General features: G+C 67.1%; 26 protein-coding genes. 14 read left to right on the top strand and 12 right to left on the bottom strand.

Annotated elements, in window-relative coordinates:
- Window positions 1-36: 36 nt before the first annotated feature.
- From AC3A84_RS08350 to AC3A84_RS08340, 3 genes are all read right to left on the bottom strand, one after another.
- Window positions 37-1,140: a GTP pyrophosphokinase gene (locus tag AC3A84_RS08350; protein WP_487969133.1), complete on the bottom strand. Its 1,104-nt coding sequence runs from the start codon at window positions 1,138-1,140 to the stop codon at window positions 37-39.
- A gap of 142 nt (window positions 1,141-1,282) precedes the next feature.
- Window positions 1,283-2,323 (bottom strand): tRNA dihydrouridine(20/20a) synthase DusA, encoded by a 1,041-nt coding sequence (gene dusA, locus AC3A84_RS08345; protein WP_487969132.1) that lies wholly within the window; start codon window positions 2,321-2,323, stop codon window positions 1,283-1,285.
- Between the two features lie 192 nt (window positions 2,324-2,515).
- Window positions 2,516-3,151 carry a GntR family transcriptional regulator gene (locus AC3A84_RS08340; RefSeq protein WP_487969130.1) on the bottom strand — a complete coding sequence of 212 codons (636 nt, stop codon included), beginning with the start codon at window positions 3,149-3,151 and terminating at the stop codon, window positions 2,516-2,518.
- A gap of 183 nt (window positions 3,152-3,334) precedes the next feature.
- On the opposite strand from AC3A84_RS08340, the gene scpA reads away from it, so the two are divergent.
- The 9 genes from scpA to AC3A84_RS08295 all read left to right on the top strand — a co-directional run bounded on the left by scpA (window position 3,335) and on the right by AC3A84_RS08295 (window position 13,964).
- A complete protein-coding gene (gene scpA, locus AC3A84_RS08335) occupies window positions 3,335-5,497 on the top strand; it encodes a methylmalonyl-CoA mutase (protein ID WP_487969128.1) in 2,163 nt (720 codons plus the stop codon).
- Entirely contained in the window at window positions 5,494-6,552 is a 1,059-nt protein-coding gene (gene meaB, locus AC3A84_RS08330; protein WP_487969127.1) for a methylmalonyl Co-A mutase-associated GTPase MeaB, read from the top strand. Before scpA ends, meaB begins: the two co-directional genes overlap by 4 nt.
- Before the next feature lie 25 nt (window positions 6,553-6,577).
- Window positions 6,578-8,110 carry an acyl-CoA carboxylase subunit beta gene (locus AC3A84_RS08325; protein WP_092939423.1) on the top strand — a complete coding sequence of 511 codons (1,533 nt, stop codon included), beginning with the start codon at window positions 6,578-6,580 and terminating at the stop codon, window positions 8,108-8,110.
- Window positions 8,111-8,124: 14 nt separating this feature from the next.
- Complete coding sequence (locus AC3A84_RS08320; RefSeq protein WP_487969126.1) at window positions 8,125-8,721, top strand: DUF6630 family protein; 597 nt, start codon at window positions 8,125-8,127, stop codon at window positions 8,719-8,721.
- 35 nt (window positions 8,722-8,756) lie between these two features.
- Window positions 8,757-10,805, top strand: coding sequence for an acetyl-CoA carboxylase biotin carboxylase subunit (locus AC3A84_RS08315; protein WP_487969125.1), 2,049 nt, complete (start codon window positions 8,757-8,759; stop codon window positions 10,803-10,805).
- Between the two features lie 14 nt (window positions 10,806-10,819).
- Window positions 10,820-11,623 carry a YdcF family protein gene (locus tag AC3A84_RS08310; RefSeq protein ID WP_487969324.1) on the top strand — a complete coding sequence of 268 codons (804 nt, stop codon included), beginning with the start codon at window positions 10,820-10,822 and terminating at the stop codon, window positions 11,621-11,623.
- A 71-nt stretch (window positions 11,624-11,694) separates the two neighbouring features.
- Window positions 11,695-12,183, top strand: a complete 489-nt coding sequence (locus AC3A84_RS08305; protein ID WP_487969124.1) for a VOC family protein — start codon at window positions 11,695-11,697, stop codon at window positions 12,181-12,183.
- Window positions 12,184-12,506: 323 nt separating this feature from the next.
- Window positions 12,507-13,571, top strand: coding sequence for a biotin synthase BioB (bioB, locus tag AC3A84_RS08300; RefSeq protein WP_487969123.1), 1,065 nt, complete (start codon window positions 12,507-12,509; stop codon window positions 13,569-13,571).
- 132 nt (window positions 13,572-13,703) lie between these two features.
- Entirely contained in the window at window positions 13,704-13,964 is a 261-nt protein-coding gene (locus tag AC3A84_RS08295) for a hypothetical protein (protein ID WP_487969122.1), read from the top strand.
- Window positions 13,965-14,015: 51 nt separating this feature from the next.
- Here AC3A84_RS08295 and AC3A84_RS08290 read toward each other — a convergent pair whose 3' ends face one another.
- A complete protein-coding gene (locus AC3A84_RS08290; protein ID WP_487969322.1) occupies window positions 14,016-15,023 on the bottom strand; it encodes a Bug family tripartite tricarboxylate transporter substrate binding protein in 1,008 nt (335 codons plus the stop codon).
- Between the two features lie 250 nt (window positions 15,024-15,273).
- Complete coding sequence (locus AC3A84_RS08285) at window positions 15,274-15,483, bottom strand: hypothetical protein (protein WP_487969121.1); 210 nt, start codon at window positions 15,481-15,483, stop codon at window positions 15,274-15,276.
- A gap of 277 nt (window positions 15,484-15,760) precedes the next feature.
- On the opposite strand from AC3A84_RS08285, the gene gloA reads away from it, so the two are divergent.
- Entirely contained in the window at window positions 15,761-16,177 is a 417-nt protein-coding gene (gene gloA / locus AC3A84_RS08280) for a lactoylglutathione lyase (RefSeq protein WP_343590355.1), read from the top strand.
- Between the two features lie 91 nt (window positions 16,178-16,268).
- Here gloA and AC3A84_RS08275 read toward each other — a convergent pair whose 3' ends face one another.
- The 6 genes from AC3A84_RS08275 to AC3A84_RS08250 all read right to left on the bottom strand — a co-directional run bounded on the left by AC3A84_RS08275 (window position 16,269) and on the right by AC3A84_RS08250 (window position 21,595).
- On the bottom strand, window positions 16,269-16,778 hold the full coding sequence (locus AC3A84_RS08275; RefSeq protein WP_487969120.1) for an N-acetyltransferase family protein: 510 nt from the start codon (window positions 16,776-16,778) through the stop codon (window positions 16,269-16,271).
- Between the two features lie 12 nt (window positions 16,779-16,790).
- Window positions 16,791-17,003 carry a hypothetical protein gene (locus tag AC3A84_RS08270; protein ID WP_092939414.1) on the bottom strand — a complete coding sequence of 71 codons (213 nt, stop codon included), beginning with the start codon at window positions 17,001-17,003 and terminating at the stop codon, window positions 16,791-16,793.
- A gap of 85 nt (window positions 17,004-17,088) precedes the next feature.
- The gene (gene eda, locus AC3A84_RS08265) at window positions 17,089-17,742 is read right to left on the bottom strand and encodes a bifunctional 4-hydroxy-2-oxoglutarate aldolase/2-dehydro-3-deoxy-phosphogluconate aldolase (protein WP_487969320.1); all 654 of its coding nucleotides are present in this window, start codon (window positions 17,740-17,742) and stop codon (window positions 17,089-17,091) included.
- Window positions 17,739-19,562 carry a phosphogluconate dehydratase gene (gene edd, locus AC3A84_RS08260; protein WP_487969119.1) on the bottom strand — a complete coding sequence of 608 codons (1,824 nt, stop codon included), beginning with the start codon at window positions 19,560-19,562 and terminating at the stop codon, window positions 17,739-17,741. Before edd ends, eda begins: the two co-directional genes overlap by 4 nt.
- A 102-nt stretch (window positions 19,563-19,664) precedes the next feature.
- Entirely contained in the window at window positions 19,665-20,987 is a 1,323-nt protein-coding gene (locus AC3A84_RS08255; RefSeq protein ID WP_487969118.1) for an MFS transporter, read from the bottom strand.
- Between the two features lie 59 nt (window positions 20,988-21,046).
- Entirely contained in the window at window positions 21,047-21,595 is a 549-nt protein-coding gene (locus AC3A84_RS08250) for a gluconokinase (RefSeq protein ID WP_487969117.1), read from the bottom strand.
- Between the two features lie 174 nt (window positions 21,596-21,769).
- Between AC3A84_RS08250 and gntR the strand changes: the two genes are divergently transcribed.
- Window positions 21,770-22,801 carry an HTH-type transcriptional regulator GntR gene (gene gntR / locus AC3A84_RS08245; RefSeq protein ID WP_487969116.1) on the top strand — a complete coding sequence of 344 codons (1,032 nt, stop codon included), beginning with the start codon at window positions 21,770-21,772 and terminating at the stop codon, window positions 22,799-22,801.
- Window positions 22,802-23,036: 235 nt separating this feature from the next.
- Here the strand turns inward: gntR and AC3A84_RS08240 are convergent, their stop codons facing one another.
- Complete coding sequence (locus AC3A84_RS08240) at window positions 23,037-23,561, bottom strand: OmpA family protein (RefSeq protein WP_487969115.1); 525 nt, start codon at window positions 23,559-23,561, stop codon at window positions 23,037-23,039.
- 60 nt (window positions 23,562-23,621) lie between these two features.
- On the opposite strand from AC3A84_RS08240, the gene AC3A84_RS08235 reads away from it, so the two are divergent.
- The 3 genes from AC3A84_RS08235 (at window position 23,622) to pdxH (ending at window position 25,586) form a co-directional block, all read left to right on the top strand.
- Entirely contained in the window at window positions 23,622-24,233 is a 612-nt protein-coding gene (locus tag AC3A84_RS08235; protein WP_487969114.1) for a gamma-glutamylcyclotransferase, read from the top strand.
- An 83-nt stretch (window positions 24,234-24,316) separates the two neighbouring features.
- Window positions 24,317-24,844, top strand: a complete 528-nt coding sequence (locus AC3A84_RS08230) for a superoxide dismutase family protein (RefSeq protein ID WP_487969113.1) — start codon at window positions 24,317-24,319, stop codon at window positions 24,842-24,844.
- A gap of 58 nt (window positions 24,845-24,902) precedes the next feature.
- A complete protein-coding gene (pdxH, locus tag AC3A84_RS08225) occupies window positions 24,903-25,586 on the top strand; it encodes a pyridoxamine 5'-phosphate oxidase (RefSeq protein WP_487969112.1) in 684 nt (227 codons plus the stop codon).
- The last annotated feature ends 22 nt before the right edge of the window (window positions 25,587-25,608 follow it).

The raw sequence follows: 25,608 nt of genomic DNA, 5'->3' as shown, positions 1-25,608 counted from the left end.
CCGCCCGGCCCGCACTGTGCAGTGCCGGGCTTTCGGTCAGCGTGCGGGCGTGGGTTTGGCGTCTTCGGGGGTGTTGTCCTGCAGCCACGCTTCGAAGGCCTCGCGCGAGCTGTTGCGCAGCGCGCGGCGAAACGTCTGCTTGTCGCCTAGGTACAGGCAGTGGCGGATGACGGTGTAGGGGTTGAAGCTGCCTTCGGGGTGCAGGTCTTCGTAGTGCTGCTTATATCGCTTGACGATGCCGATCGTGGCGCGCAGCAGGGCATTCAGGCGCGAGCGGTTCATCTCGGGCGACCAGGCGTGGATGTCTTCCACGAACACGTCCACCTTCTGCGCCTCGAACTCCGTGTCCTTGAAGAAGTGGTTGGCGATCTTCAGGAACGTGAACGCGTTCAGCTCGCTGCCGGCCGATGCGGGGCGGTGGCTGCGCATCGGCTCGGACTCGGCGGGGCCTTCCAACTCCTCGGGCTCATCGTTGGTGCGGCGCAGTTCGGCGTCGGTGGCGTCGCGGATCTGGCGGAACTCCCGGTCGGCCAGCTCGAAGAGGGCCGAGAGCACGTTGATGCGACGCTTGAGGTCCCCGGGGATGGACTTCTTGTATTTGATCTGGTGGTCCAGCACGCTCCAGGAGTCCTGGATAATCGTGCGCACCTGAAGCTCGAAAGTCTGGTGCGCGTAGGCCGCGTGCTCGGGCAGGGCGGCCTGGGCCGCATTCAGGCGCAGGTCCAGGTGCAGGCCTTTGTAGCCGAACGAGGCCTCCGTGCTCTCCACGGCGCTCACCTTGTCCGTGACGTCGATGACGTCGAAATGCGAGCGCACTGCCTCAGCCACCTTTTCCAACTCATCTTCGTAGAGGCAGACCACACGCACACCCACCAGATCGGTCAGGTAGTGCTGGATTTCATAAGAGCTGTTGGCTTCTTCCAGCGCGGCGCGGTACTTGCGCGAGAACTTGCGGATGCACTCGTCGCGGTCCTTCACGCGCCCCTCCACCTTGGAGATGTCGATACCCTCGGTCTTGGAGAGAATGGACTGCAGCAGCGCCACGTAGAACGCGCAGGCGTGTTCCAGCACCGGTCGCTCCTTGGCGTAGTACTGGTGGAACAGGGATTCTTCGCGGGTCAGATGGGGGGGCCGGGACATGGGGCGGCGGCGGTCGATTCAGCGGTTGGAGGCAGTGGCGCCGAGACGGCAGGGCCGCCTCGGAACTATCGCCAAATGGTAGTGCAAGCGCTGCCCCGGGGGTCTGGTCGCTTGTAGGACGAAGCCTCGTGTCTGATACGTGTCAAAGTTCGGCTTCGGCCCCTGCGAATGCGTCGCGCGCCGGGCGCAAGGTGGCGGCAGCCAGGGCCGCCACCTCGCGGGCTGGGAGCTCCTTCAGGCGGTGATCGCTCCAGACCTGGCGCCAGCGCCTCGCGCCGGGCAGGCCATGGCGGAGGCCCAGCATGTGGCGGGCAATCGCATACCAGTGCGTACCGTGCTGGGCGGCCTCGCGTTCCATGTAGTCCACCATGCGGGCTTCCACGTCCTCGCGCGTGAGCGCGGGCGCGTTCGCATCGCCGTAGAAGGCGGCATCCCAGCCGGCCAGCCACCAGGGGTTGTGGTACGCCTCTCGGCCCACCATCACGCCGTCCAGCACGGCCAGCTGCGCATGCACGGCCTCGTCGGCGGTGAAGCCGCCGTTGATCGCCAGCGTCAGGTGGGGGAAGTCGGCTTTGAGCTGCGCCACCACGCCATAGCGCAGCGGCGGAATCTCGCGGTTTTCCTTGGGGCTCAGGCCCTTGAGCCAGGCATTGCGGGCGTGGACGATGAAGACTTCGCAACCCGCCTCGGCCACCGTGCCGATGAAGTCGCGCACGAAGCCGTAGTCCTCGCCCTTGTCGATGCCGATGCGGTGCTTGACCGTCACGGGCACGCCGACCACGTCACGCATGGCCTTGACGCCGTCGGCCACCAGCTGCGGCTCGTTCATCAGGCAGGCGCCGAACGCGCCGCGCTGCACGCGCTCGCTGGGGCAGCCGCAGTTCAGGTTGATCTCGTCATACCCCCACTGCTCGCCGAGCCGGGCAGCCTGCGCCAGATCGGCCGGCTCGCTGCCGCCCAGCTGCAAGGCCACAGGATGCTCTTCGGCGTTGAAGCGCAGGTGGCGCTCCACGTCGCCGTGGATCAGCGCGCCGGTGGTCACCATCTCGGTATAGAGCAGGGTGTGGCGCGTGAGCAGCCGGTGCAGGTAGCGGCAATGCCGGTCGGTCCAATCCATCATCGGCGCGACGGACATGCGCCAGGGGGAATGGGCGAGGGCGGGGGAGACGGCTGCAGTGGGCACGGGAATTCTTCGAGTGGGCCGGAAAAAGGGCACCCATTGTCCCAGGTCCGCTGGCAATGAGTGCGCCGCGGGGTGGCGCCGCCTGGGTGGCGGTGCGGTGTTTGTGGGTGTTTTATGTCTGCAGCGATGGATCTGCCTGGGCTTCCAGCTATCGAATCAGTAGCGAACGGTGTGCGCTCCGCCCGCGCCCGATCAGGTCGCCGCCGCCAGCCCTTGCTCGAAATGCGCCCGCGTGGCCTGCACGGCCGCCTCGGCATCGCGGGCCTGCAGCGCAGCCAGGATCTGCGCGTGCTCCTGCAGCGATTCGGCGATGCGCCCCTGCTTGAGCAGCGAGTTGTGGCGGTTGAGCTTCATCACCTTGCGCAGGTCGGCCACCATCTGGTTGCGCCAGCGGTTGTCGGCCAGCTCCAACAGGCGCATGTGGAAGCGCTCGTTGAGCGCGAAGAAGCGGTCGCGGTCTGCCACGGCGGCGGCCAGGTCGCGGTGCAAAGCCTGCAGCTCTTGCAACTGCGCTTCGGTGGCGCGGGCGGCGACCACGCCGGCTGCATCGCTTTCGAGCAATGAGAGCAGGTGATAGACGTCGTGCAGGTCCTTGTCAGAGACCTCCGTCACATAGGCGCCACGGCGCAGCTTCATCGTGACCAGGCCTTCGGCGGCCAGCACCTTCAGCGCCTCGCGCAGCGGCGTGCGGCTGATGCCGAATTCCTCGGCGATCTTGAGCTCGTCGATCCAGCTGCCGGGCTCCAGCTCGCGCCGGAAGATGCGCTGGCGCAGCTGCTCGGCCACCTCTTCATAGAGGGCGCGGGGCGAGATGGGGAAGGCGGACATGGGCGGAATGTACTGCAAAAAAACTATAAATTAATAATTACAGAAGCGTAGAATGCCCCGAAAGATTGACGTTGGCGTCACTTCGGCGCCCGCCCTGCGGGCCTGAGAGGTGGCACCATGGAGCAGCACGGCACCGCACAGACCGGCTTTTTGGAAACCTCCTTTTCAGAGCACCGCAGAGACATGAGCCAAAGCACATCCGCCCCCCGCCCGCAACCGGCCGATCTGGCCGCCTGGACCCAGGCCGCCGCCAAGTCCGCTCCCGGGGGCGACGTCTCCGCGCTGAATTGGGTCACGCCCGACGGCATCGTCGTCAAGCCGCTCTACACCGCCGCCGACACGGCCGATCTGCCCCATACCGACACGCTCCCCGGCTTCGAGCCCTACCTGCGCGGCCCGCAGGCCACTATGTATGCGGTGCGGCCCTGGACCATCCGCCAGTACGCGGGCTTTTCCACGGCCGAGGAGTCCAATGCCTTCTACCGCAAGGCGCTGGCCGCGGGCGGGCAGGGCGTCAGCGTGGCGTTCGATCTGGCCACGCACCGGGGCTACGACAGCGACCATCCCCGCGTGACGGGCGACGTGGGCAAGGCGGGCGTGGCCATCGATTCGGTGGAGGACATGAAGATCCTCTTCGACCAGATTCCGCTCGACAAGGTGAGCGTCTCCATGACCATGAACGGCGCGGTGCTGCCAGTGCTGGCGGGCTACGTGGTGGCGGCGGAAGAGCAGGGCGTGCGGCAGGACCAACTCTCGGGGACCATCCAGAACGACATCCTCAAGGAGTTCATGGTCCGCAACACCTACATCTACCCGCCCAAGCCCAGCATGCGGATCATCGGCGACATCATTGGCTACACGGCCAGGAACATGCCGAAGTTCAACTCCATCTCCATCAGCGGCTACCACATGCAGGAAGCCGGAGCCAACCAGGCGCTGGAGCTGGCCTTCACGCTGGCCGACGGCAAGGAATACGTGAAGACCGCCATCGCCTCGGGCCTGGACGTGGATGCCTTCGCCGGGCGCCTGTCGTTCTTCTGGGCCGTGGGCATGAACTTCTACCTGGAGATCGCCAAGATGCGCGCGGCGCGGCTGCTCTGGTGCCGCATCATGAAAGAGACGGGCGCCAAGAACCCCAAGAGCCTGATGCTGCGCACCCACAGCCAGACCAGCGGCTGGAGCCTGACCGAGCAGGACCCATACAACAACGTGGTGCGCACCACCATCGAGGCCATGGCGGCCGTCTTCGGCGGCACGCAGAGCCTGCACACCAACGCGCTCGACGAAGCCATCGCGCTGCCCACGGAATTCAGCGCCCGCATCGCCCGCAACACCCAGCTCATCATCCAGGAAGAGACCCACATCACCAACGTGGTGGACCCCTGGGCGGGCAGCTACATGATGGAAAAGCTCACGCAGGACATGGCCGATGCCGCGTGGAAGATCATCGAAGAGGTCGAGGCCATGGGCGGCATGACCGCGGCCGTCGATTCCGGCTGGGCCAAGCTCAAGATCGAGGCCGCCGCCGCAGAGAAGCAGGCGCGCATCGATTCGGGCAAGGACGTGATCGTGGGCGTCAACAAATACAAGCTGGCCAAGGAAGACCCGGTCGACATCCTGCAGATCGACAACGTCAAGGTGCGCGACAGCCAGATCGCCCGCCTCAAGGAAATTAAGGCGAAACGCGATGCAGCCCAGGTGCAGCAAGCGCTGGATGCTCTCACTTTTGCAGCGGAAAGCGGCGAAGGCAACCTCCTGGAGCTGGCTATCAACGCGATGCGCCTGCGCGCCACGGTGGGCGAGGTGAGCGACGCGCTCGAAAAGGTCTTCGGCCGCCACCGCGCCGATACGCAGAAGGTCACCGGCGTCTATGCCGCCGCCTACGACTCGGCCGAAGGCTGGGAAAAATTGAAGGGCGAGATCGACGCCTTCGCCGAAGCCCAGGGCCGCCGCCCCCGCGTGATGATCGCCAAGCTGGGCCAGGACGGCCACGACCGCGGCGCCAAGGTCGTCGCCACCGCCTTCGCCGATCTGGGCTTCGACGTGGACATGGGCCCGCTCTTCCAGACCCCCGAGGAATGCGCCCGCCAGGCCATCGAGAACGACGTGCATGCCGTCGGCGTCTCCACCCTGGCCGCCGGCCACAAGACCCTGGTGCCGGCCATCATCCAGTCGCTCAAGGACCAGGGCGCGGACGACATCATCGTCTTCGTGGGTGGCGTCATCCCGGCGCAGGACTACGACTTCCTGTACGACGCCGGCGTCAAGGGTATCTACGGCCCGGGCACGCCGATTCCGGCCAGCGCCAAGGACGTGCTGGAGCAGATCCGCAAGGCCGTCGCGTGAGCCCTGAGGTGCTCCTGAACGGGGTGCTCCACGGCGGGTCGGCCGCGCAGCGCCGCGCCATCGCCAAGGCAATCACCCTGCTCGAATCCACCCGCGCCGACCACCGCGCGCAGGGCGACGAGCTGCTGACGGCGCTGCTGCCGCATACCGGGCGGTCGTTCCGCCTGGGCATCAGCGGCGTGCCGGGCGTGGGCAAGTCCACCTTCATCGAGGCGCTGGGGCTCTTTCTCATCCGGCAGGGGCACCGCGTGGCGGTGCTCACCATCGACCCGTCCTCCACCGTCTCGGGCGGCTCCATCCTGGGCGACAAGACGCGCATGGAGCAGCTCTCCGTGAACGAGCGCGCCTACATCCGCCCCAGCCCGTCCAGCGGCACCCTGGGCGGCGTAGCCGAGAAGACACGCGAGGCCATGCTGGTCTGCGAGGCCGCGGGCTACGACGTGGTGATCGTCGAGACCGTGGGCGTGGGCCAGAGCGAGATCGCCGTGGCCGGCATGACCGACATGTTCGTGCTGCTGCAGCTGCCCAATGCGGGCGACGACCTGCAGGCCATCAAGAAAGGCGTGATGGAGATCGCCGACCTGGTGGTCATCAACAAGGCCGACATCGACCCGCACGCCGCCACGCGGGCGCAGGCGCAGATCACCTCGTCGCTGCGGCTGCTGGGAATGCACGGCAACCCCGACCATGCGACGCACGGCGCGCTGTGGCAGCCGCGCGTGCTGCAGATCAGCGCGCTGCTGGGGCAGGGCGTGGAAGGTTTCTGGGAGGCCGTCACCCTCTACCGCAGCATGCAGACCGGCAACGGCCGCCTGGCCCTGCGGCGCGAGAAGCAGGCCCTGGCCTGGATGTGGGAGCGCATCGACGCGGGCCTGAAAGCCGCCTTCCGCCAGCACCCCGGCGTGCGCGCGCTGCTGCCCACGCTGCAGGCCGACGTGTCGGCTGGGCGCATCGCGGCTTCGACAGCCGCACGGAATCTGCTCGCAGCCCAGGCGCAGCCTGCGCATGGTGCTATCGAAACACAAGCAAACACGACATCGTCATCTTCACTCTGAAGCGAACACAAAGGAGCGACCGAGCATGCAGGACATCCTGGACCAACTGGAGCAAAAGCGCGCACTCGCCCGGCTGGGCGGCGGGCAAAAGCGCATCGACGCGCAGCATGCCAAAGGCAAGCTCACCGCGCGCGAACGCATCGAGCTGCTGCTGGACGACGGCACCTTCGAAGAGTGGGACATGTTCGTCGAGCACCGCTGCACCGACTTCGGCATGGAAGGCAACCGCCCGCCGGGGGACGGCGTGGTGACGGGCTACGGCATGATCAACGGTCGGCTGGTGTTCGTCTTCAGCCAGGACTTCACGGTCTTCGGCGGCGCCCTGAGCGAGACGCATGCCGAGAAGATCTGCAAGGTGATGGACCAGGCGATGAAGGTGGGCGCGCCCGTCATCGGCCTCAACGATTCGGGCGGCGCCCGCATCCAGGAAGGCGTGGCGTCGCTGGGCGGCTATGCCGACGTGTTCCAGAAGAACGTGCTGGCCAGCGGCGTGGTGCCGCAGATCAGCATGATCATGGGCCCCTGCGCCGGCGGCGCGGTGTATTCGCCCGCCATGACCGACTTCATCTTCATGGTGAAGGACTCCAGCTACATGTTCGTCACCGGCCCCGAGGTGGTGAAGACCGTCACGCACGAAGACGTCACGGCCGAGGAACTGGGCGGCGCCATCACCCACAGCACGCGCAGCGGCGTCGCCGACATGGCCTTCGAGAACGATGTGGAGGCGCTGATGATGCTGCGCCGCCTCTACAACTACCTGCCGCTTAACAACCGCGAAAAGCCGCCCGTGCGGCCCAGCAACGACCCGGCCGACCGCATGGACCTGAGCCTGGACACGCTGGTGCCGGACAACCCCAACAAGCCCTACGACATGAAGGAGCTGATCCTGAAGACGGTGGACGACGGCGACTTCTTCGAACTGCAGCCCGACTACGCCAGGAACATCGTCATCGGCTTCGCCCGCATGGAAGGGCAGACCGTGGGCATCGTCGCCAACCAGCCGCTGGTGCTCGCCGGCTGCCTGGACATCAAGAGCTCCATCAAGGCCGCGCGCTTCGTGCGTTTCTGCGATGCGTTCAACATCCCCGTCGTCACCTTCGTCGATGTGCCCGGCTTCATGCCCGGCACCAGCCAGGAATACGGCGGCATCATCAAGCACGGCGCCAAGCTGCTCTACGCCTACGCCGAGGCCACCGTGCCCAAGATCACCGTCATCACCCGCAAGGCCTACGGCGGCGCCTACGACGTGATGGCCTCCAAGCACCTGCGCGGCGACGTCAACCTGGCCTGGCCCCATGCCGAGATCGCCGTGATGGGCGCTAAAGGCGCGGTGGAAATCATCTTCCGCGAAGAGAAGAAGGACCCGGAGAAGCTCGCCGCCCGCGAGGCCGAATACAAGAAGCGCTTCGCCAACCCCTTCGTGGCCGGCGCGCGCGGCTTCATCGACGACGTGATCCTGCCGCACGAAACCCGCAAGCGCATCTGCCGCTCGTTGGTGATGCTGCAGAACAAGAAGCTGGAGAACCCGTGGCGCAAGCACGGGAACATTCCTCTCTGAACCAGAGGCACGGCATGCTGAAACGTCTTCAAGCCTGGTGGAAATCCACCGAGCCGCCCCCGGATTCGGCCGATGCTCCGCAGGGCGGCGCGTTCTCGGACGAGTCCGATCTGGAGACCGGCCGGAAAGCGCTTTGTGTGTTCGTCCAGCAGGCATTCGGCTTCCTGGGCGAAGACGTGGCGAAGCAGCTGGCGCGGCGCATCGGGCAGTCTTACCGGGACGCAGCGGAGGAGGGCGAGCCCGATCTCGCGCAGGTGCTGCGAGACGGCCTGCAAGGCAACCCGTTCACCGGGCGTCCGCAACCCTTCGCCTTCGTTTTCGACGCCCGCCATGCCGAGGATGCCGGCCAGGTGATCTCCGCTGTCTGGAAGGCCTGCGGGCAGGTCGGCCAGTTCGAATACGACACGGCCACGGAGTCTGCGGATCCGGTTCGTGTCCTCGGCCGGCTGCAGTCCTGGGCCGCCGAGCGGGCTCACGCCGTTCTTTTGCTGGATACGGGCGGCGACGAATACGTCGGCCTGTTTTACCCCGAAGTCCATGCAGATGCCCTGTGCGCCCGGGCACAAGAAGCCGGAGTCAGCCTGGCCCGGCATGGCAACCCAACTTTCTGACTGAGCGCTGCAACCCCTTACGCTAGAGCCAAGCCATGTTCACCAAAATCCTCATCGCCAACCGCGGCGAAATCGCCTGCCGCGTCATCGCCACCGCCAAAAAGATGGGCATCGCCACCGTCGCCGTCTATTCCGACGCCGACAAGGAGGCCCGCCACGTCAAGCTGGCCGACGAGGCCGTCCACATCGGCGCGGCGCCCTCGCGGGAGTCCTACCTGCTGGCCGACCGCATCATCGCCGCGGCCAAGCAGACCGGCGCGCAGGCCATCCACCCGGGCTACGGCTTCTTGTCGGAGAACGAGGCTTTCGCCCAACGCTGTGAAGACGAGGGCATCGCCTTCATCGGCCCGCGGGCGCATTCGATCGCGGCCATGGGCGACAAGATCGCGTCCAAGAAGCTGGCCAATGAAGCCAAGGTCAACACCATTCCGGGCTGGAACGACGCCATCGCATCGGCCGAGCGGGCGGTGGAGATCGCACGGGACATCGGCTACCCGGTGATGATCAAGGCCTCGGCCGGCGGCGGCGGCAAGGGCCTGCGCGTGGCCTATGACGACAAGGAGGCGCTGGAGGGCTTCACCGCCTGCCAGAACGAGGCGCGCAATTCCTTCGGCGACGACCGCATCTTCATCGAGAAGTTCGTGCAGCAGCCGCGCCATATCGAGATCCAGATCCTGGGCGACAGCCACGGCAACGTGATCTACCTGAACGAGCGCGAATGCTCCATTCAGCGCCGCCACCAGAAGGTGATCGAAGAGGCGCCGTCGCCCTTCATCAGCGATGCCACGCGCCGCGCCATGGGCGAGCAGGCCGTGGCGCTGGCCAAGGCGGTGAAGTACCAGTCGGCCGGCACGGTGGAATTCGTGGTCGGCAAGGATCAGGATTTCTACTTCCTCGAAATGAACACCCGCCTGCAGGTGGAGCATCCGGTGACGGAGTGCATCACCGGGCTGGACCTGGTGGAGCTGATGATCCGCGTGGCGGCCGGCGAGAAGCTGCCCCTGACGCAGGACGAGGTCAGGCGCGAGGGCTGGGCCATCGAATGCCGGATCAACGCCGAAGATCCGTTCCGCAACTTCCTGCCGTCCACCGGCCGGCTGGTGCGCTTCCAGCCGCCCGAGGAGACCATGTTCCAGTCCGACACGGCCCGCCGTCTGGGCGTGCGGGTGGACACGGGCGTCTATGAGGGCGGCGAGATCCCGATGTTCTACGACTCGATGATCGCCAAGCTGATCGTGCATGGCACGGACCGGCTGGACGCGATCCAGAAGATGCGCGCAGCGCTCAACGGCTTCGTCATCCGGGGCATCAGCAGCAACATCCCGTTCCAGGCGGCGCTGCTGGCGCATCCGCAGTTCGTCTCGGGCCAGTTCAACACCGGTTTCATCGCCGAGCACTACGCCCAGGGCTTCCACGCCGAAGACGTGCCGCACGACGATCCTCTTTTCCTCGTGGCGCTGGCCGCCTACATGCACCGCCGCTACCGCGCCCGGGCGTCCGGCATCAGCGGGCAGCTGGCGGGGCACGAGGTGAAGGTGGGCGAGCAGTTCGTGGTCGTGGTGCTGGGCGCGAATGGCCAGCACGAGCACCATGCGGTGTCGGTCACCGACTTCCAGGCCCCATCGGGCTCCAGCGCAGTCGCTGTGGACGGTCGCAGCTATCAGATCAGTAGCGCAGCGACGCTGGGCCAGATACGCGTGCAGGGCCAGTGCAACGGCGCGGGCTTCACCGCCCAGGTCGAGCGCGGCGTGGCCAAGAACCCGCTGGCGCTGCGCATCGCCCACAACGGCACGCAGATCGACGCCCTGGTGCTCTCGCCGCTGGGCGCCGAGCTGCACCAGCTCATGCCCTACAAGGCGCCGCCGGATCTGTCCAAGTTCCTGCTCTCGCCCATGCCCGGCCTGCTCGTCGATGTGGCCGTGCAGCCCGGCAAGAAGGTGCAGGCCGGCGAAAAGCTGGCGGTGATCGAGGCCATGAAGATGGAGAACATCCTCTTCGCCGCGCAGGACGGCGTGGTCGGCAAGGTGCTGGCCAGCAAGGGCGCCTCGCTGGCGGTGGATGACGTGATCATCGAATTCCAGTGAGGCCCGTGGAGTTGCTGCCGCCCGGCGCGTCGGCCGCCCGCGCGCCCGTGCGGCGCGGGCTGCTGGGCGTGGCCGGGGCCGTGCTGCTGGCTGACGGCCTCTATCTGCTGGCGCTGCGGCAGTTCAACCTGGGCGTGCTGCTGCCGGCCATGCTCGGCGCGGCGCTGCTCGCCATCGCGCTGCGCTGGCCCCGGCTGGAACGCTGGCGCCGGCGCCACCCGGGCCGGCAACGCCTCTGGCGCCTGGGCTGGTGGGCCCTGGCGCTGTGGCTGGTTTCCCTGCTGTGGTTCTGGAGTCGCTTGACGGGCTTCGGCGTGCCCGTGGCCCAGGTGCCGCCGGTGCAGGCCATCGTGGTGCTGGGTGCCGGCACGTTGGATGGGCAACCCCGGCCCGCGCTGGCTGCGCGGCTCGATACCGCCGCAGAACTGGCTGCGCAGCAGCCGGCCGCGCTGGTGGCCGTCTGCGGCGGCATCGACCTGGGCGCGACCGAGAGCGAGGCCGCCATCATGGCCCGCTACCTGGAAGAGCGCCACGGCATCGCGCCCGCCCGTCTGGTGCTGGAAGACAAGAGCACCAGCACCGAGCTGAACCTGGCCTGGAGCCGCCCCTTGCTGGAGGCGCGCGGCGTGCCCGCCAGCGCACCCGTGGCCCTGGTGACCAGCGACTTCCACCTGATCCGCGCCTCGCGCATCGCCCGCCGCCTGGGCTGGGCCGACGTGGTGCCCGTGAGCGCGCCCACGCCCATCACCAGCCGCTACAACGCCTGGCTGCGCGAATACTTCGCCACGCTCAGCAGTTGGGCGCTGCGCGAGGTGTGATTCCAAGGAAATTGGCCTGTAGCCTTTGATTTATCAGCGCATGCAGCTATCAAAACAGGAGTAATCGAGACATGACCAACGCAGCCGGCGCAACATCCGCCAACCGTCCGTTCAAGGTGCTGGGCATTCAGCAGGTCGCCATTGGCGGCACCGACAAGCAGCGCCTGAAAACTCTCTGGGTGGACATGCTGGGCCTGGCGCAAACCGGCAGCTTCCGCAGCGAACGCGAAAACGTCGATGAAGACATCCTGGCGATGGGGCAGGGCGCCCACGCGGTGGAGGTGGACCTGATGCAGCCGCTCGACATCGACAAGAAGCCCGCCGTCCACACCACGCCGCTCAACCATGTGGGCCTGTGGATCGACGACCTGCCGCGTGCCGTGGAATGGCTCACCGCGCGGGGCGTGCGCTTCGCCCCGGGCGGCATCCGCAAAGGCGCCGCAGGCTATGACATCACCTTTTTGCACCCCAAGAGCAACGACGAGTTTCCGATCGCGGGCGAAGGCGTGCTGATCGAGCTGGTGCAGGCCCCGCCCGAAGTGATTGACGCGCTCAGTTGAAGGTTGCACACGCCAACTGCGCTCAACTTCGGCCTGTGCGCCGGACCCGAGACAGCAATTGACGACCGAAGCGGGCAAGTTGAAGGAGGTTGTGATGGGCGCCCGATCATTGGCGCCATCGCGCAGACATCTTGATCTCTTCTTCGGCAATCATCGGTCAAAAATTCGCAGAATTGCTCGATGTTCTATGCGTTTCGCCAGGCCCGACTTTCTGCAGCTGGACACTGGCACCTCCGATTTTTCTCCCGCAGAATCCGCCACCATCGGCTGGATAGCGCCCCATCGGGCTCCAGCGCACCCCAAAAGCCAGGAAGGACCACCCCATGACCACCATCGCCACTCCCGCCGCCGCCGAGGTGCCGGCCCAGGCCGTGCAACTGCACCGCCGCCCCACGGGCGCACCCGCCCACAGCGGCCCCTGGAGCATCGAAGCCATCCAGGCCCTGCTGGACAAGCCTTTCATGGATCTGCTGTATGAGGCCCAGACGGTGCATCGCCAGCACTGGCCCGCAGGCGACGTGGAACTGGCCACCCTGCTGTCGGTCAAGACAGGCGGCTGCCCCGAGAACTGCGGCTACTGCCCGCAGTCGGCTGAGTTCGACACTGGCGTGAAGGCCGAGAAGCTGATGAGCGTGCAGGAAGTCACTGCCGCCGCCCAGGCCGCCAAGGATGCCGGCGCCACCCGCTTTTGCATGGGCGCCGCCTGGCGCGCCCCGAAGGACCGCGACATCGAGAAGATGAGCGAGCTGATCGGCGCCGTGAAGGGACTGGGCATGCAGACCTGCGCCACGCTGGGCATGCTCGAATCGCACCAGGCCGTGGCGCTCAAGGAGGCGGGCCTGGACTACTACAACCACAACCTGGACACGGCGCCCGAGTACTACACCGATGTGGTCAGCACGCGCCAGTACCAGGACCGGCTGGACACGCTCTCGCACGTGCGCTCCGCCGGCATCAGCGTGTGCTGCGGCGGCATCATCGGCATGGGCGAGGCGCCGGTCCACCGCGCCGGCCTGATCGCGCAGCTGGCCAACCTGCAGCCGTACCCGGAATCGGTGCCCATCAACAGCCTGGTGCGCGTGCCCGGCACGCCGCTGGCCGATAGCGAGCCGGTGGACCCGTTCGATTTCGTGCGCGTCATCGCGGTGGCCCGCATCACCATGCCCCGCGCCCGCGTACGCCTGTCAGCCGGCCGCCAGCAGATGGGCGAGGCCGTGCAGGCGTTGTGCTTCATGGCCGGCGCCAATTCGATCTTCTACGGCGACAAGCTGCTGGTGACCGGCAACCCCGACGTCGAGGCCGACGTGCAGCTGCTGACCAAGCTGGGCCTGCCCGGGCACCGAACCACCGCCTCGGCCCACGATCATCACGACGGACACGGGCACTGAGTCGCTGGCGGGTGGCCGGTCCGGGGCAGGCACGGGCGGCCGCGGGGGAGGGCGGGCCCTTGGACTACGCCCCGCGGCACGAAGTCCCTCCACACTCGGGCTTCATCCCCAGACGACTCAGGAGCCCTCGCCATGACTTCCGCCCCTCCACCGTCCCCTTATGCAGGCCAGCAGGAAACCGTATTCGGCGTGGCCGACGGCGCGACCTACACCGGACTGCTTCGCCTGCAGGACGATGGCCGCTACTATTTTGCCCAGGCCCAGGTGGACGGCCACAACCTGCCCATGCCGGACCAGCACTGGGCATCGCGCGACGAAGCCGTCAAGGCATTGGCGGGCATGGCGTCCGGCGCATTGCCCACGCAATCCCCTCCATCCGTGGCCAAGGGCTGACTTCAGCGGGGGAGGGTGCTGGCCGCCCTCGCCCGCGAACGGATTTCCGCGTCAGCCCATGCCTTCAGGCTTGATCTGCGCGCGATCGATGACCGGCTTCCAACGCGCCTGCTCTGCCTTGATGAAGGCGTCGAACTCTGCTCCGGTATTGCCCACGGCCAGCGCCGTCTCCTGCGCCAGCTTGTCCTTGACCGCCGTGCTGCGGGCGGCCTTCACGGCTTCGGCCTCGAACTTCGCGGTATGCGGCTTGGCCCACTTGGACGGCACCATCAGGCCGTACCACTGCGTCATCTCGAAACCCTTGAAGCCTTGCTCTGCCACCGTGGGCACATCGGGCATCTGCGGCAGGCGTTGCGCCGTTCCGGTCGCGATACAGCGCAGCTTGCCGGCCTTGATGAAGGGCAGCAGGGCGGGAGCGCCCACGGCCGCCGCCTGCAGGCGCCCGGCCATCAGATCGGTGAGCATGGGACCGGTGCCACGATAAGGCACGTGCAGCATGAAGGTGTTGGTCACCATCTTCAGGTACTCGAACGCCAGATGACCCGCGCTCCCATTGCCAGCCGAGCCGTAGTTGAGCTGGCCTGGCTTGCTGCGCGCATAGGTGATGAACTCGGCCAGATTGCGGATCGGCAGATCGGGATGCACGACGTACAGGCTGGGCACCTTCGACAACAGCGTGATGGCCGTGAAATCGCGGTTCACGTCGTAGGGCAGCTTCGGGAAGATGAATGGATTGACGGCTAACGTGCCGATGTGGCCCAGGATCAGGGTGTGCTCGTCGGTACTCGCAGCCACTTCCTGCATGGCAATGTTGCCGGCCGCGCCGGGCTTGTTGTCCACGAAGACGTTCTGACCTAGCGTCTTGGAGATTTCCGCAGCCGCCGCGCGGGCGACGATTTCCGAGCTGCCCCCAGGCGCGAACGGCACGACGAGCCGCAAGGGCTTGCTGGGCCACGCGGTCTGGGCGCACGCCCAGGCGGGTAGCAACAGCCCGGAGGCGGCGGCGAGGCTGGCGCCGAGCACCGCTCGACGCTGCGGTTGTTGTGGAGCGAGAGGCATGGACGAAAGGGCACGCATGGCGTTGTTGTCTCCTGGTTCTTGTTGAATGAAGGGGGCGGCATGGCATAACGCCGCACCTGCGCCAGCGAGCCATGTTGCCACTAGCCAGAGGCCAGCCTGCCAGATTGGCAGGGAATATTTTGATGTCCGGCGCCGCCGGGAAGGCGCGAGGCGTTGCGCCAGAAACCGGGTGTGGCGGCAAATCAGGGCAGCGCGTTCCGGACGTTCATCGGCCGGGTCACCCCCCGGATCAGCGAGCCCACTTACGGCTCGGGCGAGGTTGCACCGTGATCTCGACAGCCTTTTGCACCAGCGGCCTTCCGGTCACTGCATCGGATGCAACGACATCCTCGAGCTGCAGCTTCTGGACTTCGGAGCCCGTAGTCTGTTCGAGATCATCCAGAACGGCGGCGACCTTCTTCTCGGCCTGGGCCACTGCGGCGGGTTTGGTGGTGGACATGGTGGGGGTCGGGAGAATGGTTGAGCCAGGAGGTCATGCAATGGTCGCTTTGTGGCTCTCGTCGTGCCGCTGGAAACAGCGCATCCCCATGTCATCCATTGGCTTGCCCATGTCGCTGGATTTTATAATTTGACATAATATACATCGTATCTAGTTGAGGTGTAGGCTGAGGAGGGGTTCCAGATGTCGTCAAGGCGCTCATTGCGAGTGACCTCTTTCCAGTGCCCGGCCTGACCGTCCTCGGCAACGGTCTTTGCGATCGCGGCACAATGAGTGCATGAGATTCCTCCACACGATGCTGCGCGTTGGCAACCTTCAACGCTCGATTGATTTCTATACCAAGGTCCTGGGCATGCAGCTGCTGCGCACGTCCGAGAACCCCGAGTACAAGTACTCGTTGGCGTTCCTGGGATTCGACGGCGGAAACCCGGGCCAGGCCGAGATCGAACTCACCTACAACTGGGGCACCGAAAGCTACGACATGGGCACGGCCTACGGCCACATCGCCCTGGGTGTGCCTGATGCCTATGCAGCCTGCGAGAAGATCAAGGCCGCCGGCGGCAACGTGACGCGCGAGGCCGGCCCGGTCAAGGGCGGCACGACGGTGATCGCCTTCGTGACGGACCCGGACGGCTACAAGATCGAGCTGATCGAGCGCAAGGATGACGTGTCCTCGGGCACCGGCCTGCGCTGACCGGATTCGCCGCGCCTGCTATCGTTTGAATAGCGTAATGCGCTGATACTACAAGGGCTGGGTAGCGATTCAGCCCTTTTTTTGCGTTCTTTCAGACGGCTGCCGGCCGGTCTTGCGGTGCCGAGGCCGCCAGGTCTTCGAGCGCCTGCCCCGTCATTCGATACCGGATCCATTCCGACTGCGGCTTGGCACCCAGGCTGTCGTAGAAGGCGATGGAAGGCGCATTCCAGTCGAGCACGCTCCACTCAAAGCGACCGCAGTCCTTCTCCACGGCGATGGCCGCCAGGTGCTGCAGCAAGGCCTTGCCCGCTCCCCTGCCCCGGCATTCGGGCGAGACATAGAGGTCTTCCAGGTAGAGGCCGTGGCGGCCTTGCCAGGTGGAGTAGTTGAAGAAATAGACCGCGAAGCCCACGGGCGTGTCGCCGTCCAGGCAGATGAGGCCAAAGACGGCGGGGTTCTCGCAGAACATCGTGCGCTCCAGATGGGCGCTCGTGGACTGCATTTCGTGTTCGGCCTTTTCGTAGATGGCCAGTTCGCGCACGAAGTGCAGGATGGTGGGGATGTCTTCGCGGGTCGCGGGACGGATCGTCAGGGAGGTCATTGGTGAGAGCGATTACAGGGGCATGCCGGCATCCAGCGAGGGTGGACGCAGCAGGTCTTCGTTGACGCCCATCGCCTGGCTTGCACGTTCGACGGCCTGCCAGAGCGGCGCGGGCATCTGCAGGATCTCTTCGGGGGAGCCGGCCTGGGCGATCCAGGCGTCGATCTGGCCGTGCTGCTCGGGGGTGAGCAGTTCCAGGTTCAGCATCTCGTCGATGGTTTTCATGGGGTGTGCAGTCAATCAATCGACCGGAGAAATGCCGCGATGAGGCATCGCCTTCCAGATTTTGGAGGCGATGCCTGGGCCATCACTAAGCTTTGCGCAGGGCTGCTGCGTCGCGGGCCAGTTCGGTGATCCGGGCCCAGTCACCGGCGGCCAGCGCATCTGCTGGCACCAGCCAGGAGCCCCCCACGCAAGCCACGTTGCCGAGTGCCAGGAAGTCAGCCGCATTGCTGGGCTGGATGCCGCCCGTGGGGCAGAACACCACGTCGCCGAAGGGACCCTGCCAGGCCTTGAGCATGGCGAGGCCGCCGGCCTGCACGGCGGGGAAGAACTTGAGCGCGCTGAAGCCCTCCTCCTGCGCCATCATGATTTCGCTGCCCGTCGCCACTCCAGGCAGCAGGGGTAGGTTCAGATCGCGGCAGGCGCGTCCCACGGCGGGCGTGAAGCCGGGGCTCACGGCAAAGCGGGCGCCAGCGCGGGCGGCGGCTTGTGCATCGGCCGCGCTGCGCACGGTGCCGGCGCCGACGACGGCCTCGGGCACCTCGCGGGCAATGGCTTCCATGCAAGCCAGGGCCTGGGGCGTGCGCAGCGTCACTTCGAGCATGCGGATGCCACCGGCCACCAGCGCGCGGGCCATGGGCACGGCGTGGGCCACGTCATTGAGCACGATGACCGGGATGACCGGCGCATCGCGCATGACGTCGTGCGCGGTCAATACGGCATTCTGTCCATTCACGTTCACAGCCACGAGCAGGCTCCTTCTTCTGCGCTGAGCGCGTTGCGCCGGAATCCGGCAAACAGTTCACGGCCCATTCCATGGGCATTGTCCAAGCCCTGGACTGTGGGCATCACCGCGGGCGTGCGGCCGTTCCAGACATCCGCATCAATCAGGACTTCAAGCGTGCCGGCGACGGCGTCCAGTCGGATGACGTCGCCGCTCTGCACCCGCGCCAGCGGGCCGCCGGCATGGGCTTCGGGCGAGACGTGGATGGCGGCGGGCACCTTGCCCGAGGCGCCGCTCATGCGGCCGTCGGTGACCAGGGCCACGCGGTAACCCTTGCCCTGCAGCACGGCCAGCGGAGGGGTGAGCTTGTGCAGTTCGGGCATGCCGTTGGCCTGCGGGCCCTGCCAGCGCACAACGCAGATCACGTCGCGGTCCAGCTCGCCGGCCTGGAAGGCGGCCTGCAGCTCGGCCTGAGAGCCAAACACGGCCGCCGGCGCCTCGATGATGTGGCGGTCTTCTGGCACGGCCGAGACCTTGATGACGCTGCGCCCCAGGTTGCCCTGCAGCAGCTTGAGGCCGCCCGTGGCGCTGAACGGGTCGGTGGCCGGGCGCAGCACGCTGTCGTCGCCGCTGGCGTCGATATCGGTCCAGGCCAGGCGCCCTGCCCCGCCCTGCCCTTCAGCTTGGCCGGGCAGGCGGGTGTATTCGCGGATGCCGCCGGCGCGCACGGTGAGCACGTCCTCGTGCATCAGGCCGGCATCGAGCAGCTCGCGCAGCACGTAGCCGGGGCCGCCCGCTGCCTGGAACTGGTTCACGTCGGCGCTGCCGTTGGGATAGACGCGGGCCAGCAGCGGCACGGCGTGCGAGAGCTGGGCGAAGTCGTCCCAGTCGATCACGATACCTGCCGCGCGCGCCACCGCCACCCAGTGGATCAGATGGTTGGTGGAGCCGCCGGTGGCCAGCAGGGCCACCATGGCGTTGACGATGGTGCGTTCATCGACCAGCTTGCCGATGGGCGTGCAACTCTGGGCCAGCACGGTGCGGGCGGCCTCGCGGGTCAGTTCCTGGCGCAGCTCCTGGCCGGGGTTGATGAAGGCGGTTCCGGGCACGTGCAGGCCCATGGCTTCCAGCAGCATCTGGTTGCTGTTGGCCGTGCCGTAGAAAGTGCAGGTGCCTTCGCTGTGATAGGCCGCGGATTCGGCCTCGAGCAGCTCGGCCCGGCCTACCAGGCCCTGGGCGGCCTGCTCGCGCACCTTGGCCTTGGCGTTGTTCGACAGGCCCGAGGTCATCGGGCCGGCTGGCACGAAGACGGTGGGCAGGTAGCCGAACTGCAGCGCGCCGATCAGCAGGCCCGGCACGATCTTGTCGCACACGCCCAGCATCAGCGCGGCGTCGTACACATCGTGGCTCAGCGACACCGCCGTGGCCATGGCGATCACGTCGCGGCTGAAGAGGCTGAGCTCCATGCCGGGCGTGCCCTGGGTCACGCCATCGCACATCGCGGGCACGCCGCCGGCTACCTGGGCCGTGGCGCCGTGCTTGCGTGCCTCGTCTTTGATGAGGTCGGGGTAATGCTGCAGCGGCGCATGGGCCGAGAGCATGTCGTTGTAGGCGTTGACGATGCCGATGTTGGGCGCCTTGGCCGCCACCACGCGCAGCTTGTCGTTCTGGGGCATGCCGGCGAAGGCATGGGCCACGTTGGCGCATCCCATGCGGTCGGCGCCCCGGTCGCGGGAACCCAGCTTGTCGATCTGTTGCAGGTAGGCCGAGCGCGTGCTGCGGCTCTTCTCACGGATGCGCTCGGTGACGGCGTGAACGGTGGGGTGCAGGGTGGTCATGGCGTGGGGCTTCAAGAAAAGAGCCGCCTCGCGAGGGGCGGCTGTTCCGTATCCTACCAACCGGGAGGACACGCGGGCGTGGGATGAGTGGCCGTCAGACTCTCAGACTCCGGGTTCGGCGATCGGTTCGATGCGCCCCATCAGGAACACGAACGCGACGATGCCGACTAGCAGGATCGCGCCTGCGAGCAGGAAGGCGTTCACGAACGAGCCAGTGGCGCCCACGATCAGACCGGTGGCGATGGGAGCGGCAGCGCCCATCAGGTTGTTGCCGAAGTTCATCAGTCCGCCCACGGTGCCCACCCCGCCCTTGGGAGCGATCAGCGAGGGCAGCGACCAGCCCACCGGCGCCGCAGCCGCCAGCCCGCCCAGCGCGATGGAGATCCACACGATGGCCCAGACCGGGTCGGTGGTCTGCGTGGCGCCGAAGACGGCCAGGCCCATCACCATGCCGCAGACCAGCACGGTCTTGCGCACCTTGGATTCGGAATGGCCCTTGGCGATCAGGTGGTCGATGAGCCAGCCGCCCACGAACAGGTCGGTGAGCGTCGCCACCATCCACGGAATGGCCGCAAAGCCCGCCGACTTGATGATGCTCATGTGCATGGTCTGCACCAGATAGCCCGGCAACCACGTCAGGAACAGGTAGAACGAATAGCCGTAGGCCGCGAAGCCCAGCATCAGGCCCCAGACCTTGGGCTGGCGCAGCAGGTAGCCCAGCATGCCGCTGGTGCCGCCCGCGGGCGCGCCTTCGGGCGTGGCGCCGCCTTCGACGATGTAGCGGTGCTCGGCGTCGGTGAGCTTGTCATCCTTGCTCGGGTCGCGGTAGATAGCCAAGAAGGCGAAGAAATACGCGAAGCTCAGCGCCGCGCAGATCCCGAAGCCCCAGCGCCAGCCGAAGCCCACGACCACGAAGGCCACTAGCGGCACGCCGATCACGTTCGAGAACTTGGCCGCCGCATCGAAGATGGCGGTGGCCAGTGCCCGCTCGCCGCGCGGGAACCAGTAGCCGGTGGCCTTGGAGCTCACCATGAAGCCCGGCGCCTCGGCGATGCCCAGCAGCATGCGCGCGATGAAGATGCCGCCCCAGCCGCCGGCCAGTGCCGTCAGCGTGGAGGCGACGCCCCAGGCCAGGGCGCCCCAACGGCCGATGCGCGTGGGTCCGTAGCGGTCCAGCAGCATGCCGGCGGGCACCTGCAGCAGCGCATAGGTCCAGAAGAAGGCCGAGAGAAAGAAACCGATCTGCTCCGGTGAAAGGTGGAATTCGGCCTGGATCTGGGGTGCCGCCACCGACAGGCTGAGCCGGTCGAAGTAGTTGACCAGCACGCCCACGCCCAGCAGGCCGCCGATGCGCCAGCGCCGGCCGGGCACGCGGCCCGATGCAGCCGCTGTGCAAGAGGGTGATGAGGAGGATGTTGTCGTCATGGTGTCTCCGTCGTTGGAATGGATGGGCTCGCCCGCACCGCCGCTGGGCCAGGGAGCGCTCAGGGCTGCACGGGGGGCGCCGCCGCGCTTGCCGCCGGTTCGGTCTGTAGCCAGGCACGTACCGAGGCGGCTGACTGCGCCAGCGGCGAGGTGGCGGGCACGGACAGCACGCCGGGTTCGCCCACGGGCGACTCCAGAGTCTGGAACTGGCTGTCCACCAAGCTGGCGGGAAAGATGTGGACCGCCGAGCGGGCCTGCACGCGGGCCAGGGCCTCTGATTTGTCAATCTGCATGAAGACGAAGCGCAGGCCCGGCACCGCAGCGCGAAGGCGGTCGCGGTAGGCGCGCTTCAGCGCTGAACAGGTGAGCACGGCGCCGCCGGAGCGCGAAGCCAGTTCCTCGCCCAGCCGGATCAGCCAGCCCGCGCGGTCCTGGTCGTTGAGCGGCGTGCCGCTCTGCATCTTGCGGATGTTGGCTTCGGGGTGGAAGTCGTCGCCTTCGATCAGCGGCAGGCCCAGGTCGGCCGCCAACGCCTGCCCCAGGCTGGATTTGCCGCAGCCGGATACGCCCATGACCACCAGCCAGGCGGGCTCGGTTCGTGTCTCCATCATTCTTCTCCTTGGGATAGCGCTATCTTCATCGCATGCAAAAAAGGGCTGCCAGAGCCCCGATGCCACCGGCCTAGGGGTGCCAAAAACACCCGAGTCGGCTTGGATAGCGCTATCCTATTTCATACTGCAGGGCCTAGCTGCTAGGGTTTACACCCGGATTTCCCCTCCCCGATGAACGATCAGCCTCCCCGCGAACGCCGCCGCGCCACCGGCCGAGTCACCTTGCAGGACGTGGCCCGTGCAGCGGGCGTGAGCCCCATCACCGTGTCCCGAGCGCTGCGCGGAGAACGCGCCGTCGCGCCTGAACTGGCAGAACGCGCGCGCGCCGCCGCCGAGCAGCTGGGCTACGTGCCTGACCCCGCGGCACGCGCCCTTGCCTCTCAGCGCAGCAGTCAGGTGCTGGTGCTGGTGCCCATGCTGTCGAACACCCTGTTCGTCGATCTGCTCGAAGCCGTGCACCGCACGCTGTTCCCCCAAGGTTTTCAGCCGCTGATCGGCGTGACCCATTACGACGCAGCCGAAGAGGAGCTCCTGCTGCGCACCTACCTGCCACATCGCCCGGCGGGCCTGCTCGTCACCGGCTTCGACCGCAGCGAGGCGGCCCGCCAGCTCATCGCGCGCAGCGGCGTGCCCTGCGTGCATCTGATGGAAACCAGCGGCGAGCCCGGCGTGGCCTGCGTGGGTTTTTCCCAGACCGATGCGGGCGCGGCCATCACCCGCCACCTGCTGGAGCGCGGTCGGCGCCGCATCGCCTTCTGCGCGGCGCAGCTGGACCCGCGCACGCTGCAGCGCGCCGAAGGCTATCGCCGCACCTTGCGCGAAGCGGGCCTGCATGACCCGGCGCTGGAGGTGCTGAGCCCCGAGAGCTCGTCCATCGCCCTGGGCGCGCGGCTGTTCGAGGACGTGCTGCACCGCCTGCCCGACGTGGACGCCATCTTCTTTTGCAACGATGACATCGCCCAGGGCGGCCTGCTGGCCGCCAGCCGGCTGGGCGTGGCGGTGCCGGGACAGATCGCGGTGGCCGGCTTCAACGACCTGGCGGGCAGCGACCAAATGGTGCCGCCGCTGACGACCGTGCGCACGCCCCGCGCCGAAGTCGGCCGTGAAGGCGCCGCCATGCTGCTGCGCCGCATGCGCGGCGGGGCCCCGGGGCCGGACTGTGTCGAGCTGAGCTATGAGCTGGTGGTGCGCGAAAGCACCTGAGTTCCGTCGTCTTGCGCCCTTGGGGTCTTGTGCTGCAGGCTCCACCGCCGTCGCTCTGACATCGAACTTCTGGGGCAATGGCTGCCCCCGCTGTGCCATCCGCTAAGCGCGCAGCGCAACTTGCGGTTTTCTATGTCGAACCTCGGGTTGCGGCCGCCCACAAAAAAAGCCCGGCGAACCGGGCTTTCATTCGGGCCTGCCAAGGCGGCGCAGTGGCTTTGGCCGCCAGAGCGGATCAGACCGGCGCCAGCGTCACTTCAACACGGCGGGCTTCAGCGTTGTTGCCATCGGCCTGGGTGACTTGGGGCTTGCGCAGCTCGATCTTCTCTTGGGGCACGCCGGCGGCCACCATTGCGTCGCGCACGGCCAGGGCGCGTTGCTTGGCCAGTTCTTCGTTGGTGGCGGCGTCGCCGGTTGCGTCATGGAAGCCGGACACGATGACCGAGCGCCCGTTGGATACGGCGCGCGCGATGTCGGCCAAGGCGGCCTGGGCTTCGGGCGCCACGGCGGCGCTGCCCGTGGCGAAGTAAAAGCGCACCACGGCGCCATCGACCACCACGCGGGCGACTTCGTCGTTCACCGCCACGACCGGGGTGCCAGCAGGCTCTTCCACCACGGCGGCGGGTTCCGCACGGGCCTGGCTGCGCTGCTTGTACACGGTGACGCCGACCACGGAGCTCACCACCAGGGCGATCAGCACGAACACGAGCCCAAGGGCGAAACGTTGCTGGCTATCGTCGTCGGAACTGCTGAAGGACATGCTGAAAACTCCGTAAATAATGATGGGTTGGACAAAACCCGCAAATTGTAGAGTCTCCCCATGCCTTCGACAGCCGCCCCCGTGCGCGATCCCGCTCCGATGCTCGATGCGACGCTGGCCGAGTGGGGGGGCGCCACGGACCTCTGGATTTTCGGCTACGGCTCCCTGATCTGGCGCCCCGACTTCGAGTACGCCGAACGGCGCGCGGCCAAGGTGCATGGCTGGCACCGGGCACTGAAGATGTGGAGCCGCGTGAACCGGGGTACGCCGGAATGCCCGGGCCTGGTCTTCGGCATGCTCTCGGGCGGCAGCTGCCAGGGCATGGCCTACCGCATCGAACGCAAGCTCGTGCCGCAAATCATGCCGCCGCTCTGGCAGCGCGAGATGGTGCTGGGCGTCTATGACCCGCGCTGGGTCACCTGCCAGACGCCGCAGGGTCCCGTGCGTGCGCTGGCCTTCACCCTCTCGCGCCGCAGCCCCAGCCATGCGGGCGTGCTGCCCGATGCCGAATACCGGCGCATCTTCAGCGAGGCGGCCGGCATCTACGGCACGACGCTCGACTACGCCCGGGCCACTTACGACGAGCTGCAGCGCCTGGGCATCGACGACCAGGCGCTGGGCCGCCTGCTGGCGCTGGCGCCGCGTCCGGGGGGCGACCAACGTCCCGACTGAGCACCCATCGGCTCCGTCCGACGTGGCGCGGCCTCATTGATGGTGGATGATGCGCGTCGCACATCACACCCAGGAGCCATTCCATGCGATCGACTTCCCGCCTCTTCCTGCTCGGCCTCGGCGCCGCAGCCCTCGCCGGCTGCGCCAGCATGGCCGCGAGCCCCGCAGCCACTGCGCAGCTTCAGCCGACGCGTGGCAATCAGACCACGGGCGACGTGCGCTTCGTGCAGCAGGGCGACCTGGTCCGCGTGACGGGCGAGGTGCGCGGCCTCAAGCCCGGTACGGAGCATGGCTTCCACGTCCATGAAAAGGGCGACTGCTCCAGCGGCGACGGCAACAGCGCCGGCGGCCACTTCAACCCCACGGGTAAGCCGCACGGCCACTTCGGCCATGGCGACCACCACACGGGCGACCTGCCCAGCCTGGTGGCCGACGCGAACGGTGTGGCACGTTTCTCGTTCGAGACGCGCAGCTTCACCGTGGGCAGCGGCGTGACCGACATCGTCGGCCGAGGCCTCATCGTGCATGCCAATGCCGACGACTACGTGACCCAGCCCACGGGCAATTCCGGCGCGCGCCTCGCTTGCGCCGTGATCCAGGCTGCCAAGTAAGCCTGCCGCGCGCCATCGGGGCGCGCCCGGGCAGGGGTCATGCGGGCACAATCCCCGCATGACTGCCAGCCCTCCCTCCTCTTCTTCCCCCTCCCCTGCTCCGCTGTCGTCCGCCGTCGCCGACCTGCGCAAGAGCTACGAGCGCGCCGAGCTCAGCGAAGACGCCTCCCACACCGATCCGCTGCACCAGTTCGACCAGTGGCTGAACGAGGCGGTGGCCTCCCAGATTCCCGAGCCCAATGCCATGACCTTGGCCACTGTGGGCGCGGACCTGCGCCCCAGTACCCGCGTGGTGCTCATCAAGGGCTACGATGAGCGCGGCATCGTCTGGTACACCAATTACGACAGCCGCAAGGGCCGCCAGCTGGCGGGCAACCCCTTCGCCGCGCTGCAGTTCCACTGGGTGGAGCTTGAACGCGTGGTCCGCATCGAAGGCACGGTGGAAAAGGTGAGCGACGAGGAAAGCGATGCCTATTTCGCCAGCCGGCCGCTGGATTCGCGCATCGGCGCCTGGGCCAGCCCGCAGAGCCAGGTGATTTCCGGCCGCGGCGTGCTGGTCGCTAATGCGGCGCGCTACGGCGCCCAGTTTTTGCTCAATCCGCCGCGGCCGCCGCACTGGGGCGGCTACCGCCTCAAGCCCGAGCAATGGGAGTTCTGGCAGGGTCGCAAGAGCCGGCTGCACGACCGGCTGCACTATCGCCTCGAAGCCGGCGCATGGGTGCGCGAACGCCTGGCGCCCTGACCTTGCCGATTTGCCTGCTGCT

Source organism: Paracidovorax sp., assembly GCF_057642795.1.
This window is presented reverse-complemented; position numbering and strand designations above follow the sequence as displayed.

Coding starts and splice junctions, on each gene's coding strand:
- AC3A84_RS08350 (WP_487969133.1), bottom strand. CDS start 1,140: ATGTCCCGGCCCCCCCATCTGACCCGCGAAGAATCCCTGTTCCACCAG.
- AC3A84_RS08340 (WP_487969130.1), bottom strand. CDS start 3,151: ATGTCCGCCTTCCCCATCTCGCCCCGCGCCCTCTATGAAGAGGTGGCC.
- scpA (WP_487969128.1), top strand. CDS start 3,335: ATGAGCCAAAGCACATCCGCCCCCCGCCCGCAACCGGCCGATCTGGCC.
- AC3A84_RS08325 (WP_092939423.1), top strand. CDS start 6,578: ATGCAGGACATCCTGGACCAACTGGAGCAAAAGCGCGCACTCGCCCGG.
- AC3A84_RS08320 (WP_487969126.1), top strand. CDS start 8,125: ATGCTGAAACGTCTTCAAGCCTGGTGGAAATCCACCGAGCCGCCCCCG.
- AC3A84_RS08315 (WP_487969125.1), top strand. CDS start 8,757: ATGTTCACCAAAATCCTCATCGCCAACCGCGGCGAAATCGCCTGCCGC.
- AC3A84_RS08305 (WP_487969124.1), top strand. CDS start 11,695: ATGACCAACGCAGCCGGCGCAACATCCGCCAACCGTCCGTTCAAGGTG.
- bioB (WP_487969123.1), top strand. CDS start 12,507: ATGACCACCATCGCCACTCCCGCCGCCGCCGAGGTGCCGGCCCAGGCC.
- AC3A84_RS08295 (WP_487969122.1), top strand. CDS start 13,704: ATGACTTCCGCCCCTCCACCGTCCCCTTATGCAGGCCAGCAGGAAACC.
- AC3A84_RS08290 (WP_487969322.1), bottom strand. CDS start 15,023: ATGCCTCTCGCTCCACAACAACCGCAGCGTCGAGCGGTGCTCGGCGCC.
- AC3A84_RS08285 (WP_487969121.1), bottom strand. CDS start 15,483: ATGTCCACCACCAAACCCGCCGCAGTGGCCCAGGCCGAGAAGAAGGTC.
- gloA (WP_343590355.1), top strand. CDS start 15,761: ATGAGATTCCTCCACACGATGCTGCGCGTTGGCAACCTTCAACGCTCG.
- AC3A84_RS08275 (WP_487969120.1), bottom strand. CDS start 16,778: ATGACCTCCCTGACGATCCGTCCCGCGACCCGCGAAGACATCCCCACC.
- AC3A84_RS08270 (WP_092939414.1), bottom strand. CDS start 17,003: ATGAAAACCATCGACGAGATGCTGAACCTGGAACTGCTCACCCCCGAG.
- edd (WP_487969119.1), bottom strand. CDS start 19,562: ATGACCACCCTGCACCCCACCGTTCACGCCGTCACCGAGCGCATCCGT.
- AC3A84_RS08255 (WP_487969118.1), bottom strand. CDS start 20,987: ATGACGACAACATCCTCCTCATCACCCTCTTGCACAGCGGCTGCATCG.
- AC3A84_RS08250 (WP_487969117.1), bottom strand. CDS start 21,595: ATGGAGACACGAACCGAGCCCGCCTGGCTGGTGGTCATGGGCGTATCC.
- gntR (WP_487969116.1), top strand. CDS start 21,770: ATGAACGATCAGCCTCCCCGCGAACGCCGCCGCGCCACCGGCCGAGTC.
- AC3A84_RS08240 (WP_487969115.1), bottom strand. CDS start 23,561: ATGTCCTTCAGCAGTTCCGACGACGATAGCCAGCAACGTTTCGCCCTT.
- AC3A84_RS08235 (WP_487969114.1), top strand. CDS start 23,622: ATGCCTTCGACAGCCGCCCCCGTGCGCGATCCCGCTCCGATGCTCGAT.
- AC3A84_RS08230 (WP_487969113.1), top strand. CDS start 24,317: ATGCGATCGACTTCCCGCCTCTTCCTGCTCGGCCTCGGCGCCGCAGCC.
- pdxH (WP_487969112.1), top strand. CDS start 24,903: ATGACTGCCAGCCCTCCCTCCTCTTCTTCCCCCTCCCCTGCTCCGCTG.